The organism is Legionella sp. W10-070, assembly GCF_900640175.1.
Lineage (GTDB): Bacteria > Pseudomonadota > Gammaproteobacteria > Legionellales > Legionellaceae > Tatlockia.
Map to the genome: position 1 here is coordinate 51,660 of NZ_CAAAJC010000016.1, position 13,545 is coordinate 65,204.

Genomic DNA, 13,545 nt, shown 5'->3' on the forward strand with positions numbered 1-13,545 from the left:
ACACAGAGGACCGGGTATCTGCTCGTTCGCAGGATGCTTAATCCGGTTTAATTTTATTTTCAGTACTCATTTCGTCATTATTAGTCATAAGCAAGTCATACTGAGTGGCGTAATGACGATCAACGGAAGCTTGCAACTGCTCGGCAACCTCCTGGTTTGAATAAACTTCATTCGCGTCAACTGTCTTATAGGTTTTATGAAATGCCCAACCAAAGACATAGAGTAAAGTCATCGCCAAATCCTCGGTAGTGTCTGGCAATTTTGAATAGATATCCACTAAAGCATTCCAGCGCTTTTGAGCCCTGGGGTAATTAAAGCTGACTAATGACGCGCAAATGGATGATTAACGTGTACTTGGTGAAAACCAAAATGGTTGCCAACAATGGCAAGAAGACCTGGATCTTTTTCAACCTTATATAACGCTAAATACCGCTTGCCTATTGATTGGATCATTTCATTGGTTAGCGCTTCAGGATTTCGCAGCAAGGAAGAAAATAGGTCTATCTGCTTATCGCTGCTGATGAGTTGGTACTGTTTAACTTCTTCCATCCCCTGTATTTTTGCAGCATGATCATTTGCTCTCATGGTAATCCCTTATTAATTTCAACCTAATATAACGTTTCACTGATTCTGTCTTACACTGTCATTCCCGCGCAGGCGGGAATCCATAGCCCAATTTAGCTCCTCACTTCACCTGAGAGATAGATTCCCGCCTGCGCGGGAATGACAAACTGGACAGACTCAGTGAAACGTTGTACTAATGTATTTTATCCTTTTGTAGGAACTATGATAGATTCTTCTTTAAGTATTTAATATCAATAAAAGGGCAAATTATCCTATCAAACGCAAGAATTCACTTCTACTGGGAGGGTTGTTGCGCATCTCGCCCAGCATTACAGAAGTAGTCATGGTTGAGTTCTGCTTCTCCACACCGCGCATCATCATGCACAGGTGCTTTGCTTCTATAACCACAGCGACGCCGCGTGCTCCGGTAATTGATTCGATACAGCCAGCAACCTCCGCCGTCAACCGCTCCTGGATTTGCAAACGACGTGCAAAATAGTCGACAATCCGGGCAATTTTAGACAAGCCTAATACCCGTCCGTTAGGAAGATAGCCCACATGGCATTTGCCCAGAAAAGGGAGCAGATGGTGTTCACAAGTGGAATACATTTCTATGTCTTTCACAATCACCATTTCACTCATGTCGGATTCAAACAAGGCATCGTTAATAATGTCATCAAGACGCTCAGTGTAGCCTTTAGTCAGGTAACGAAATGCATTTGCTGCACGTTCTGGTGTATCGCGTAAGCCTTCTCGAGTCGGATCTTCCCCGATTCGTTCTAAAATTTGTTTATATAGTTCCTGCATTACTAACAGCCTTAACCTGGAGGCCACGTCATCTGCCGCCCGCCCAGTAGATGTAAATGAATGTGGTGGATTTCCTGCCCGCCACCGGAATTAACATTAAAAACCAGCCGGTATCCATTTTCACTCAGTTGCTCAGTTTTCGCCATATTTTTTGCAGTAAGAATCATGCGGCCCAACAATTGCTCATCCTGGCTGTCCGCATCATTGATGGTGGCAATGTGCTTTTTGGGAATCAGCAGCAGATGGGTTGGTGCCTGTGGCTTAATATCGCGAATGACAATAATTTCCTGCGTCTCAAAGACTATATTGGCTTTGATTTCTCCAGATGCAATTTTACAAAACAAGCAACTCATAATCATCCTGATGGTTTTTTAGCTTATCTTATTATACTCTGAGTTTAATAAGATAAAAAAGAGGCTCGCTCAGGCCATACGTTAATTGGCTAATCGCACCTTTGAGGCATTAATTTTTGCCTTTTGAAATGGTTTTTCGCATAATAGCGCCTTATTAATTTAGAATCAGGTGTGAAATGGGATTGATGGATATTAAAAGCGGGCGTGATATTCCTAATGAAATTAATGTTATCATTGAAATTCCTATGCATGGCGAGCCGGTCAAGTATGAGGTAGACAAAGATAGCGGTGCCTTATTTGTCGACCGCTTTATGGCAACAGCAATGTATTACCCTACCAATTATGGTTATGTTCCTAACACCTTGTCGGAAGATGGTGATCCGGTTGATGTGCTGGTTGTGACTCCCGTACCATTGATTAATGGTGCAGTGATCCCTTGTCGGGTCGTTGGTATGCTTAAGATGACCGATGAGGCAGGCGCTGATGCAAAAGTGTTGGCTGTTCCTGCGAGTAAATTAACCAAGATGTATGAGTCGGTAGAAACTTACAGTGATTTGCCTCGTCATTTACTGTTGTCACTGGAGCATTTTTTTCAACACTATAAGGATCTGGAAGAAGGTAAATGGGTCAAGATAGATGGTTGGGAAGGTCCGGCAGCTGCTCGTGAAGAGATCATGGCAAGCGTTAGTCGGTTTGAGCAGAAGGATGATTAAAGGCTGTAGCATGTTAACTGGTGTTATCCAGGTTAACCGCTCTTCATTACAAGGTTGTTTAAGTTACATAGGATTAACCACTAACTGGAGAAAAAGATGACCTTTCATATTCCCCCGATGCAAATTTTATTAAAGACTGCTGATAAATTAAATCCTCGCTATGAGGAGCTGCGCAAGGCTAAAGATGAGAAGCGATGGTTTGCCAGTTTTCGGCCAGCAACCAAGAACCCGCAAAGATTCGAGCAGATTGAGTTTGTTAAAACCGTGGCAGCAGATGTTAAAGTGAATAAAGCTAGTTATGGTTCCATCAATCAACAATTTGCCAACAAGAATTATGAGGCTGATGTAGCACCGCATCTAAGACAGGTGGTGGCAGGCGCTTTCCTGATGGATTTGATTATAATCACCCGAAGTTATGGTGGTAATGAAGAGGCAGTGAAGGATGGAAGTGTCTTGGGGAAAATCATACTCGATCTTTTTGGCATTGATAAACTCAGCGAGGTACCAGCTGGGGAATTGAAAGCTTGTCTGAAGGCATTGGATGGCTATCTTTACAAGATGGATGATCTGGTGAACGAAGATAAGAAACAGCCAATTCAATGGCATCCCAAAAAGACCAATATCGCTCTGCGTGCCGAAATTGCTAAGGAAATCGAGAAAATTAATGAGGAATTAGGCGTAGGGACTGCAAAGGTACCAGCTTAGGGCTGAGGCAGTCTGGTTTGCTAAAATTTTCCTGATGAATTAGATGTATCAGGGTCATATTCTTATCCTCAGGCTGGTGCAAAATTTAGTATTTCGCAGACGCTATTTACCAGCCTGAAAATAGCCAGTTTAAAATAGCCTCTACTGTGGAATGTGGGTTTAATCTTTTTTATTTTAGATTTACAAAATAGGTAGAGTCGCGTAAAGTGATTTTTGTTTAGTTTTTACACGATTATTAAGGTTAACTTAAGATTGAAAAGTTACAATAATTTTTGGCTTGTATCGGGCAAGAAGGATGTTCTGCTCTCATGGGAAAGGATAATTGCTCAGGTACCTGATTCTGGCCAGTGTTTGAAAAGCAAAGAAGGAATGCAATGAGCAGTAAAAAACATACGTTGACCATTTTTAGCCTCACAATGATTACGGTTGGTTCTGTTGACAGCATCCGCAATTTACCGGCAACGGCGTTATTTGGAAGTCAGTTGATTTCTTTTTTTATTTTGGGTGCCTTATTTTTCTTAATTCCGACTGCATTAGTTTCAGCCGAGTTGGCTTCCGGCTGGCCAAAACAGGGTGGCATCTACATATGGGTAAAGGAAGCCTTCGGCAAAAAAATGGGTTTTCTTGCGATTTGGCTGCAATGGATTGAAAATGTTATCTGGTATCCGACTATTTTGTCATTTGTAGCGGGAACGATTGGTTATTTAATTAACCCATCAATGGCCAATAACCCTTACTTCCTCTGGGGTATTATTGTTAGTTCGTTTTGGGGTGCCACCTTTATCAATTTGCGCGGCATGCGCTCTTCGGCGTTGTTTAGTAATATTTGTGCTGTATCAGGGTTATTGCTGCCAATGGCGTTAATTATTGGCTTGGGCACCGTCTGGATAATCGGTGGTAATCCTTTACAAGTCGATTTCGATGTGCAAAGTGTCAGCCCGCACTGGCAGGATAGCTCCATGTGGGTTTCCTTAACTGCCATTATGATGTCTTTTTGTGGTATTGAAATAGCCACGGTGCATGCTAATGATGTTGATAACCCCCAGCGAGCCTTCCCTCGTGCCCTGATTTATTCTGTTTTAATCATTTTAATCACTTTAATCCTGGGCTCTCTTGCAATTGCTGTGGTTTTGCCTCATCAGGAAATCAATCTGGTGGCAGGGATCATGCAGGCTTTTGATGCCTTTTTTGCCAAATACCATCTTGGCATCCTGATGCCAGTAGTCGCCCTGATGTTGGTCATGGGTGGACTTGGCGGGGTAAGCAACTGGATTATAGCGCCAACCAAAGGGTTATTGGTGGCGGCAGAAGATGATAATTTGCCTGCAGCTTTCCAGAAGACAAATCGGCATGGTGCGCCGCTGGTTATGTTGATGACTCAGGCGGTTATCGTAACGGTGCTATCCGGCTTATTCCTTTTTATGCCCAGCGTCAATGGCTCCTATTGGTTGTTAACGGCATTGGCGGCCCAGCTTTATATGCTGATGTACCTAATCATGTTTGCTGCGGCAATTAAGTTACGTTTGAGTTTGCCTGAACATCCGCGAGCTTTCCGTATTCCAGGCGGCATGCCAGGGATGTTGCTGGTTGGCGGAGTTGGTATCGTTGGCGTGCTGACCACTTTGGCGGTGAGCTTCATACCTCCTGAAGGGATCAATGTTGGCACTGTGGCCCGTTATGAATCGATCTTGATTATTGGGTTAATTTTAATGTGTTTGCCTCCTTTCATTAGCTCCAAACTCCTGTCTCGCCAGGCGGCTTTGCAACGGTTAAACACGGATCCGGCTGCCGTATAAACAGGTAAAGCGATGAGCATTGAATCATTACTGGAGGAGCTGGAAGCCAGATTGCCGGAGCTTGAGTGGAAAATCCGGGCGCTTGACCGTATTTTCTTTTCAAGCAAATCATTGCCTCAAGGCCTGTTCCGGGTACAGGCAAATGCCCCTGCTGCAGCGTTTATTACGGAAGTCAAAAAGGATATCCAGGCGTTGGCTGGATGCCCGAGTGAGCGTAGCGGATATTATCTTGCGCAAAGGATTCATCAGAAAATCAACGTGCTGGTTAATTTGTACCGTATTCACGTTAAAGAGGTAAAGACTGAGGCCAGCCATCCGCTTGACAGCCTATGTACACGCCAGCAGCTTATAGGCAAACTGGAAGAGGAAGTAGAGCGTTTATCAATACAACGAGATGCTGTAAAAGAACGGTTGCTGCACAAGTATGATGCTCAAATGTTGTTAACAATAAAGAACGAGTTAGGGCTGGTTGAAAAACGCCTGACTGTGGCAAAGGAAGCGCTTTCCAACGCCACCAAGTGGTAATCATATGAGTGTTATAGCAACCAGAGAGTAATTAACCTGTCTCATACAGGACAGGTGTGTCAAGTCGCAGACCCAGCGAGCTATCTTTTAAATTGGTATCGTTCATTCTTGCTTAACAAGTGGGCAAACTCGTTTGCTTTCATCGGGTAATCATAAAAGAAACCCTGGCCTTCATCACAGTTGTTTTCCCTTAAAAACTGCAGCTGCTCAAAGGTTTCTATACCTTCTGCCAGTACCCGAAGCTTCAAGCTATGGCCCATCGCAATGATGGCTTGAAGGAGGGAGGCATCATTAAGATGATGGGCAGAATTATGAAGGAAGCATTGATCAATCTTAAGTTTATCGACGGGAAATTCCCTTAAGTAGTTGAGACTGGAATAACCTGTTCCAAAATCATCAATTGTTAAATGAACCCCTATCTCCTTAAGCTGTTTTAACTTGTGCAGATTCTGTTTTCTGTCATCCATCACAATACTCTCGGTTAGCTCTATTTCAAGGCAATCAGGGTCAAGTTTTGTTTCTCTGAGAACATACTTGACCAGTCTTACAAAATTGCCTTGGGCTAATTGGACACCAGAAACATTGATGGCCATGCGGATAGGCTTTAACCCCATGTTTTGCCAGGTTTTATTTTGCAAACAGGCGTTTAAAAAAATCGATTTACCCAGGGGGATGATTAGCCTTGATTCTTCCGCCATGGGAATAAACGTTAATGGATGAATGATGCCTTTGGTTGGGTGTTGCCAGCGTACCAGGGCTTCAACGCCAATGATTTCGCCGCTTTTTAAATCAATTGTCGGCTGATAAAGCAAAAAAAACTCATTTTTTATTAATGCATTGCGTAACTCTATCTGCATTTCGAGACTTTTTTGGTTTTGTTCGGTTATCTTTTTATCAAATATCTTGAAGTTGTTGGGACTTTTTTTAGCCTGGTACATTGCCATGTCAGCATTTTTAAGGAGGGTTGCGGCATCTTTGCCATGTTGGGGGTAAACGCTTACCCCGACACTGGCGTTAACAATTATTCTGTGAGTAAGCAGTTGTATAGGCTGAGTAATATTCTTTAAAAGCTTCTGTGAAAAATGAAAAACCTCCCCCTCTTTATTTGAGATAAATAGAATTACAAATTCATCGCCGCCAAAGCGGGCGATAGTATCACTTTGGCGAACAGACTGGCGTAACCGCCTTGCTACCTTTTGTAACAGAATATCGCCTGAGTCATGACCCAGGTTATCATTGATTAGTTTAAAATTGTCTATATCGAGAAAAAGCACGGCCAGCTGGGTATTATAACGTTTTGCATAGGCAATTCCCTGATTGATGCGATCATAGAGCAAAGTACGATTAGGAAGACCGGTTAACAAATCATGCGTCGCCTGATAGGCAAGCTGTTTCTCCATTTGTTTCCTCAGAGTAATATCGCGAAAAATCCACACGTAACCTACTGTCGTATGACGCAGTTTATGTGGTTTTGAATGCCACTCGAAAATGTTGTCTGTGTTGCTGATTAGCTCAAAATAGCTTTCTTCCTCGGGATTGGCCTTTAGTTCATCCAGCTTCATAAGGAACTCATGAGCATTTTTAAGTTGAGGGAGCATTTCTTCTGCAAATAGGAGAAAATCAGGATTCATAATGAATTGATGCAGCAATCCCCACATGTCGATAAATTTCTGGTTGTAATATTCAATATGGCCTTTCAGGTCAATGACTAAAATACCATCCGTTGTGGACTCGAGAGTGGACTTGGTAATAGCAAGGGATTTTTCCAGATCATGGGTGCGTTTCCTCACCCTTCGTTCAAGGAGCTGATTGAGTGAGTCAAGGTTAAGGTTTTTATAATAAAGCGAAAGGAAGTTAGTTATAAACTTGTTTGAATAATAGCAACTGATAAAAATGATGGGCATATAAACCAGGCCGCAAAAACCTAGAAGAATATAAATGCCGCCTTGTGAAAATAACCAGATGGTAAAGGGAATAAAGGCTGGAAAAAGAAATAAGGCATAGACAGCAATGACCGGGGAAAAATAAGAAATAGAGCCGGCTGTCATGCCAAAAATAAGGATAATAACAAAACTTTGATGAACAAGGCTTGTAGTGGGCATCAGAATAGAACTGGCAAACCCCCAGCCGCATCCAGATAAAAAAGTGAAGATGGCAAACAAGATTAACCATGTTTTCGTCTGCAGCGCTATCTTATTTGTTTTGTAAGCGATGGCTACAGCAAACCAGCAGCATGAAATTAAAAACAGATAAATAAACCAACCCAAAAGAAGCTCAACGCTGACAACTCGCCAAAGTGCTATAACCAGAAAAAAAGCAGAAAAGCACTGGGCAAGAATGCCGTAGGGATTTTGCTCATAAAGCAAATGTACTTTATCAGCCAAAATCTTATCAGAAAGTGGCGCCTTAGTGTACGTACCTTGATATATCAGGGCTGTCTTCTGGTTGTTATCTGGTTCCATTCAATAGCTAACCTTAAGCCTGTTTTATCCATCTGATTCTGTAGGTTAATTATAGCTTTAATCAGAGGGAGACGCTGAATTTGGTAGTGATTATGCAACGCGTTTATTTCTGACCTGCTATGATAGAATCAACGTTACTACTTAGGTTGTTATCCTGAGGGAGAGATATTAAATTTTACCGGGAGCAGGGATGTTTAAGAAAATTCTTATAAGTAATCGGGGCGAAATTGCATTGCGTATTGTGCGTGCCTGTAAGGAGATGGGAATCGCAGCGGTCACTATTCATAGTGAGGCTGATCGATATGCTTTGCATGTAAAACGCAGCTCGCATTCCCATTGTTTGAGTAAAAATCCTTTGGATGCCTACTTGAATGGCCACCGGATTATTGAATGTGCCAAGGCTGCCGGTTGTGAAGCAATTCATCCTGGCTATGGGTTTTTATCTGAGAATGCTGAATTTGCTGCTGCCTGTGAAAATGCGGGATTGGTATTTATTGGTCCCTCTGCCTCAGTAATTGCCACTATGGGTTCAAAGGTGGCGGCAAGAGAAGCAATGCAACAAGCTGGTATCCCCGTTATCCCAGGCAGTGAAGGGAACCTTGCCTCTGTTGATGAGGCCGTTGCCTGTGCTGAGAAACTAGGTTATCCGGTGATGCTTAAGGCTACTTTTGGCGGTGGAGGACGTGGGATTCGATTATGCCATAATGCAGAGCAGGTTCGTCAGCAGTATGAACGTGTGCAATCGGAAGCAGGCAAGGCGTTTGGGGACTCACATCTGTTTATGGAAAAATTTATTCCCAATCCCCGTCATATTGAGGTTCAGATCCTTGCAGATAATCACGGAACGTTGGTCCATTTATTTGAACGCGATTGTTCTGTTCAACGTCGCCATCAGAAATTAATAGAGATAGCCCCTTCAGTGCAGCTTGCTGATGAAACCCGGCAACGTTTATACGACTATGCTATTCGGGCAGCGACTGCTGTAGGTTATACTAATGCCGGAACAGTGGAATTTATCCTCGATGAGCAAAATAACCCTTACTTTTTAGAAATGAATACTCGCCTGCAGGTTGAGCATCCTGTTACGGAGCAAATCACCGGGATTGACATAGTGCAGGAGCAGATACGCATTGCGGCAGGTGAACGATTGACTATGACTCAGGAGCAGATTACACGCCGAGGATTTGCAATTGAGTTTCGCATTAATGCTGAAGATCCACAAAATGACTTTCTGCCGAGTTTTGGTCGTATTACCCGTTATTACACCGCAGGAGGACCTGGTGTACGCACGGATAGTGCAATTTACACCGGCTATACTATCCCGCCTGATTACGATTCCCTCTGTGTCAAGTTGACTGTTTGGGCGCTGGATTGGCCATCCGTTTTGCGCCGTTCACGCAGGGCGCTTAAGGAAATGCGATTATTTGGCGTAAAGACAACCATCCCTTATTACCTGGAAATGCTGCAATCAGAAGAATTCCGACAGGGTTTTCTGACGACCGGATTGGTGGAAACCCATCCTGAATGGTTACGTTATTCTAACAAGTCTTTTCCTCACCATAAGGCTGCTGTCATAGCAGCTGCTATCGTTACTTATAATAAAAAACTGCCGCCAACTTGACAGCCGCCATAAATCCTGGCGGCTGTTGCTTTTGGGTATGGGTTAGCCTTGACCTTTTAAGCCTGGTTTGATAGCCGATAGTTATCAATTAGTCGAATCTCGCCAATCATAACGGCGATAAAGCGCCTTCCCTGGTATTCTTCAAGGTATTCAACATTAATATTATTGGCGCTTAGTTCCTCAACCAATGCTTCGCAAGTCTTATTTTGATGAAAAATGCGGGCAAATAGTTCTGCCTCCAACCGCTGGGGAGGTGTCAGGCGATTATTGCGGGAACTGAAGGCAAGTCCGCTTGCTTCGCGAACAGTAGGGCAGGCTTTTATTTCTGTATCAATGAAAAAGGCGCTGGCCATCCCTTTTATCAGCAGGTATTGCTGATAATCCTTTTCACCAAAATAGGCACGCTGCGGTTTTATCAGGTTCAGTAATTTCATCACCACAGTCAATACGCCTGTAAAATGCCCTGGTCGATGTTTGCCTTCCATGATTTGACAGAGCTCTTTTTCCTGTATTTGATAACGGTAGTTATCGTTATAGACTTCTTGTTCTTCGGGGATTAAACAATAATCCACCCCCAAGCTGGCAAGCAGGCTCAGATCGGCCTCCAAGGTACGGGGGTAGTGGATGAAGTCGGCCGGTTGATTAAATTGGGTAGGGTTGATAAAAAGGCTGGCTACCGTACATTCATTTTCTTCTTTGCTTTTATTGAACAAGGAGGCATGGCCTGCATGCAAGTTACCCATTGTCGGTACGAAACCAAGGCTGGACGCTAAAGAATGGCGAAACGCCAGCCATTCCGTTAGGTTATAAAAAATTTTCATGACATACTCCGCTTTATATAAAGGGCTGCTGATCAGTTGACGTGCCTGCACTCAATGGTGCAGGAGACAAGATAGCAGTAGTTAGGTACCCAGATCTGCTAAAAAGCATGTTCAGCGGCAGGAAACTGAGCCTGCTGCACTTGCTGTACGTAGGTATTGATGGCGGCAAGGATGATGCTTTTGCTTTCTGCGTACTGCTTCAGGAACCTGGGTTTAAACTCAGTCTGCAAGCCTAGCAGGTCATGCCAGACCAGTACCTGCCCGTCAGTATGAACACCTGCTCCTATCCCTATAGTGGGGATGCTGACGGTCGCTGTGATTGCTTCGGCTAATTTCTGAGGTACGCATTCGATAACAAGGGCAAAACATCCCGCAGCTTCCAGGACGGTTGCTTGTTGCATTAAGGACGCTGCCTGTTCTTCCTCTTTCCCTTGTACCTTATAACCGCCTAACTGATGGATTGACTGCGGGGTTAATCCTATATGTCCGATAACAGGAATACCAGCAGTTACCAGGTGGCTGATTGTCTGGCAGGTATCGCTATCTGCCCCTTCGATCTTTATGGCATGGGCACCGGCTTGTAGCAACGCCCGCACATTATGGACGGTTTCGGACCTGGACGCGCGATGCCCAAGGAAGGGTAAGTCTGCAATCAGGAATTGCGGGCCTATTCCGCGGGCAACCGCTTTAGTATGCAGTACCATCATTTCCATTGTGGCCATAATCGTGCTGTCATAACCATGAACGGCCATGGCGACCGAATCACCGACCAGCACACAATCAATATGCGATTCAGCAACGATACGTGCCGAGGGGTAATCATAGCAAGTCACCATGCTGATTTTAGATTGCTGCTGTTTCTTGCGTTTAAAGTCATGAATTTTCATGCTGCTGTCCCCTGGATTGTAAAATTAACCGCAGCAGCAGGAAGTACAGGTACCTGTCTCATGGATCAAGTCCTCCAATAGTTAGTTATAATTATATAAGTCACCGCAAAAAGTCGGTGCAGGTTGATTTGGATGCGATTGAAAGTGTAGATTATTCCTGTCTACCTATTCTGACTTCCCGCAGTCAAGCCGCGGGGTGTTGACCTAGATGTTCAATCACACCTGCTGATTTTAAAGAACGCGCATGAAATTGCAAGATGGGTTATGATCGGGGTTTTTAATTGTCCAGGTTTTTTCTATGTTCAACGAAAAATATGCCGCTCCCGGAGAGCATCCTCTTACTTTTGAAGGTATGAAAGGGCAAATAGAGTCTATTCTTACCGTACCTTCGCAAATAGAGGACAACCTGGTTGCCTTGTTAGGACACCCTCATTCGCTGCAGGGTGGAACCATGAATAACAAGGTGGTAACCACTATGGCAAGGGCATTTAAAGAGCTTGGCATTCCAAGCCTGCGTTTTAATTTTCGCGGGGTTGGTCATACAGCAGGGGATTATGATAAAGGGATCGGGGAAAGTGAGGATATGTTGCTTTTGGCAAAATTATGGCAGGCTGAACAAAAAGATTTACGCTTTATCTTTGCCGGTTTCTCTTTTGGCTCTTACGTAGCTTATCGGGCAGCAGCGCAGTATCCGCATCAGTTGCTGATTACCATAGCCCCCCCAGTCCACCATTATGACTACCGTGAGTTTAAGCCAGTGCCTGAGCCCTGGCTAATTCTACAAGGGGAAGAGGATGAGGTGGTACCGGCTTCGTTGGTGTTTGATTTCACAGAGACCGTACCGGCGGTATTGCCCGTAGTTCGTTTTGCTGGCACAGGTCATTTTTTTCACGGCAAGTTACTTGAGCTTAAATCACAACTTGCTGGCGCTATCCGTCCACTGGTTTTTTAGCTTATGACATTAATTCAACATTATGAGCATGCCATAGCACGGGGCGATATTCAGGATGATTACTTACAGAGACAGGTTTTGGCTTCGATGGAAAGGCTTGTTCAGGATTTAGAAAAGCCTCGCCCAGCCTGGTTTAAATGGCGCCGGAAGGCTTCATCCCGTACCGGGATTTATTTATACGGGCCGGTAGGGGTGGGTAAAACCTACCTGATGGATTTATTTTATCAACATAACCCACAGCGGCAAAAGGCAAGGTTTCATTTTCATCATTTTATGCAGCAAATTGACAGCCAGCTGCGACGTTTGCAAGGTCAGAAAGACCCGATACGCCGCATCGCAGCCCAACTTGGCAAAACAACGCGGTTGTTATGTTTTGATGAGTTTTTGGTTCATGATGTGGCGCATGCAATGATTTTGGCCGAGTTGCTGCAAGCCTTGTTCGCCCAAGGCATTATTCTGGTGGCCACCTCGAATATAGCGCCTGATGATCTGTATTTAAATGGCATTCAACGGGCGCGGTTTTTACCTGCCATTGAGTTAATAAAGACGCATTGTGAAGTACTAAGCTTAGGTAACAAAAGGGATTATCGTCTGGGAAGAGAAGCCTTGGTAACTGCTTACCTATATCCATTAGGCCCAACTACGGAAAGTATCTTAAGTGAGCAATTTAATGCTATTTCCGGAAAAACCAGGGAGGCAGGTACCTTAACTATCCAGAACCGCGAGGTGCCTTTTTTGAAGTGCAGCGAGAGGGCTTTATGGTTCGATTTTAACCAAATTTGTAATTTGCCGCGAAGCCAGTTGGATTACCTGGAGATTGCTGAACGCTTCGACACGGTTTTTGTCAGTAATGTACCGGCATTAACGGCAAAAGACACGGTACATGCGATTTTATTAATTCATTTTGTGGATGTAATGTATGATCGTGGCATCCGGCTGGTGATTTCAGCTGCAGTTCCTGTGGAGCAATTATATATCGAAGGAGAGATGAGTCAGGCGTTTAAAAGAACCCTAAGCCGTCTGCAGGAAATGCAGTCAGTTGATTACCTGACAAGGCACCCGCGGCGGCGGGTGCAGGATTTATTGCAGGGATAACTATCAGTTACAGGGCAGGTTGAAATTAGAGTCTGTTGGCATTTCAACTTAAACTGCCCACTTCCCGCGCTTTATGCGCGGGATCTGTGCAAACCACACGAAACTAACCATCCTCTTGACAAGGCTTGAGACTAGATTCCGCGCATAAAGCTTCCAATTGGCCCTAAGTTTTTATTGACAAAACATTTTTGAACATTTCTGCAGCAATTCCTAGAGCTTGAAATCCCAACCACATTGATTTGAT

The 13,545-nt window shown here is 44.1% G+C and carries 14 protein-coding genes; 7 read left to right on the plus strand and 7 right to left on the minus strand.

All coding sequences use genetic code 11. From position 1 onward, the window contains the following. Positions 1–37: 37 nt before the first annotated feature. The 4 genes from E1O65_RS08395 to E1O65_RS08410 all read right to left on the minus strand — a co-directional run bounded on the left by E1O65_RS08395 (position 38) and on the right by E1O65_RS08410 (position 1,724). On the minus strand, positions 38–277 hold the full coding sequence (locus E1O65_RS08395; RefSeq protein WP_133133155.1) for a hypothetical protein: 240 nt from the start codon (positions 275–277) through the stop codon (positions 38–40). 44 nt (positions 278–321) lie between these two features. Continuing rightward, complete coding sequence (locus tag E1O65_RS08400) at positions 322–585, minus strand: hypothetical protein (RefSeq protein ID WP_133133156.1); 264 nt, start codon at positions 583–585, stop codon at positions 322–324. A gap of 246 nt (positions 586–831) precedes the next feature. Then, a complete protein-coding gene (gene folE, locus E1O65_RS08405; protein WP_207384237.1) occupies positions 832–1,371 on the minus strand; it encodes a GTP cyclohydrolase I FolE in 540 nt (179 codons plus the stop codon). 11 nt (positions 1,372–1,382) lie between these two features. Further along, on the minus strand, positions 1,383–1,724 hold the full coding sequence (locus E1O65_RS08410; RefSeq protein ID WP_133133158.1) for a histidine triad nucleotide-binding protein: 342 nt from the start codon (positions 1,722–1,724) through the stop codon (positions 1,383–1,385). Between the two features lie 176 nt (positions 1,725–1,900). Here E1O65_RS08410 and ppa point away from each other — a divergent pair, with 176 nt between their 5' ends. The 4 genes from ppa (at position 1,901) to E1O65_RS08430 (ending at position 5,463) form a co-directional block, all read left to right on the plus strand. Next, entirely contained in the window at positions 1,901–2,437 is a 537-nt protein-coding gene (gene ppa / locus E1O65_RS08415) for an inorganic diphosphatase (RefSeq protein ID WP_133133159.1), read from the plus strand. A 96-nt stretch (positions 2,438–2,533) separates the two neighbouring features. Then, positions 2,534–3,142: a hypothetical protein gene (locus E1O65_RS08420; protein ID WP_133133160.1), complete on the plus strand. Its 609-nt coding sequence runs from the start codon at positions 2,534–2,536 to the stop codon at positions 3,140–3,142. 374 nt (positions 3,143–3,516) lie between these two features. Continuing rightward, a complete protein-coding gene (locus E1O65_RS08425; RefSeq protein ID WP_133133161.1) occupies positions 3,517–4,938 on the plus strand; it encodes an APC family permease in 1,422 nt (473 codons plus the stop codon). A 12-nt stretch (positions 4,939–4,950) separates the two neighbouring features. Further along, complete coding sequence (locus tag E1O65_RS08430; RefSeq protein WP_133133162.1) at positions 4,951–5,463, plus strand: hypothetical protein; 513 nt, start codon at positions 4,951–4,953, stop codon at positions 5,461–5,463. Between the two features lie 80 nt (positions 5,464–5,543). On the opposite strand, the gene E1O65_RS08435 is transcribed toward E1O65_RS08430, so the two are convergent. Next, on the minus strand, positions 5,544–7,925 hold the full coding sequence (locus E1O65_RS08435) for an EAL domain-containing protein (RefSeq protein ID WP_242601567.1): 2,382 nt from the start codon (positions 7,923–7,925) through the stop codon (positions 5,544–5,546). A gap of 190 nt (positions 7,926–8,115) precedes the next feature. Between E1O65_RS08435 and E1O65_RS08440 the strand changes: the two genes are divergently transcribed. Then, the gene (locus E1O65_RS08440; RefSeq protein WP_133133163.1) at positions 8,116–9,546 is read left to right on the plus strand and encodes an acetyl-CoA carboxylase biotin carboxylase subunit; all 1,431 of its coding nucleotides are present in this window, start codon (positions 8,116–8,118) and stop codon (positions 9,544–9,546) included. A 56-nt stretch (positions 9,547–9,602) separates the two neighbouring features. Here the strand turns inward: E1O65_RS08440 and panC are convergent, their stop codons facing one another. Continuing rightward, positions 9,603–10,367 (minus strand): pantoate--beta-alanine ligase, encoded by a 765-nt coding sequence (panC, locus tag E1O65_RS08445; protein ID WP_133133164.1) that lies wholly within the window; start codon positions 10,365–10,367, stop codon positions 9,603–9,605. Positions 10,368–10,465: 98 nt separating this feature from the next. Beyond that, positions 10,466–11,254 (minus strand): 3-methyl-2-oxobutanoate hydroxymethyltransferase, encoded by a 789-nt coding sequence (gene panB, locus E1O65_RS08450; protein ID WP_133133165.1) that lies wholly within the window; start codon positions 11,252–11,254, stop codon positions 10,466–10,468. Between the two features lie 298 nt (positions 11,255–11,552). Between panB and E1O65_RS08455 the strand changes: the two genes are divergently transcribed. Together E1O65_RS08455 and zapE are read left to right on the plus strand one after the other, a co-directional pair. Beyond that, the gene (locus tag E1O65_RS08455) at positions 11,553–12,206 is read left to right on the plus strand and encodes a hypothetical protein (RefSeq protein WP_133133166.1); all 654 of its coding nucleotides are present in this window, start codon (positions 11,553–11,555) and stop codon (positions 12,204–12,206) included. Positions 12,207–12,209: 3 nt separating this feature from the next. Further along, complete coding sequence (gene zapE / locus E1O65_RS08460) at positions 12,210–13,301, plus strand: cell division protein ZapE (RefSeq protein ID WP_133133167.1); 1,092 nt, start codon at positions 12,210–12,212, stop codon at positions 13,299–13,301. The last annotated feature ends 244 nt before the right edge of the window (positions 13,302–13,545 follow it).

What these genes read in the sequence shown, in the direction of transcription:
- E1O65_RS08425 (WP_133133161.1), top strand. Translation starts at nt 3,517, where the DNA reads ATGAGCAGTAAAAAACATACGTTGACCATTTTTAGCCTCACAATGATT.
- panC (WP_133133164.1), bottom strand. Translation starts at nt 10,367, where the DNA reads ATGAAAATTTTTTATAACCTAACGGAATGGCTGGCGTTTCGCCATTCT.
- ppa (WP_133133159.1), top strand. Translation starts at nt 1,901, where the DNA reads ATGGGATTGATGGATATTAAAAGCGGGCGTGATATTCCTAATGAAATT.
- E1O65_RS08410 (WP_133133158.1), bottom strand. Translation starts at nt 1,724, where the DNA reads ATGAGTTGCTTGTTTTGTAAAATTGCATCTGGAGAAATCAAAGCCAAT.
- E1O65_RS08430 (WP_133133162.1), top strand. Translation starts at nt 4,951, where the DNA reads ATGAGCATTGAATCATTACTGGAGGAGCTGGAAGCCAGATTGCCGGAG.
- zapE (WP_133133167.1), top strand. Translation starts at nt 12,210, where the DNA reads ATGACATTAATTCAACATTATGAGCATGCCATAGCACGGGGCGATATT.
- E1O65_RS08435 (WP_242601567.1), bottom strand. Translation starts at nt 7,925, where the DNA reads ATGGAACCAGATAACAACCAGAAGACAGCCCTGATATATCAAGGTACG.
- E1O65_RS08400 (WP_133133156.1), bottom strand. Translation starts at nt 585, where the DNA reads ATGAGAGCAAATGATCATGCTGCAAAAATACAGGGGATGGAAGAAGTT.
- folE (WP_207384237.1), bottom strand. Translation starts at nt 1,371, where the DNA reads ATGCAGGAACTATATAAACAAATTTTAGAACGAATCGGGGAAGATCCG.
- E1O65_RS08455 (WP_133133166.1), top strand. Translation starts at nt 11,553, where the DNA reads ATGTTCAACGAAAAATATGCCGCTCCCGGAGAGCATCCTCTTACTTTT.
- E1O65_RS08440 (WP_133133163.1), top strand. Translation starts at nt 8,116, where the DNA reads ATGTTTAAGAAAATTCTTATAAGTAATCGGGGCGAAATTGCATTGCGT.
- panB (WP_133133165.1), bottom strand. Translation starts at nt 11,254, where the DNA reads ATGAAAATTCATGACTTTAAACGCAAGAAACAGCAGCAATCTAAAATC.
- E1O65_RS08420 (WP_133133160.1), top strand. Translation starts at nt 2,534, where the DNA reads ATGACCTTTCATATTCCCCCGATGCAAATTTTATTAAAGACTGCTGAT.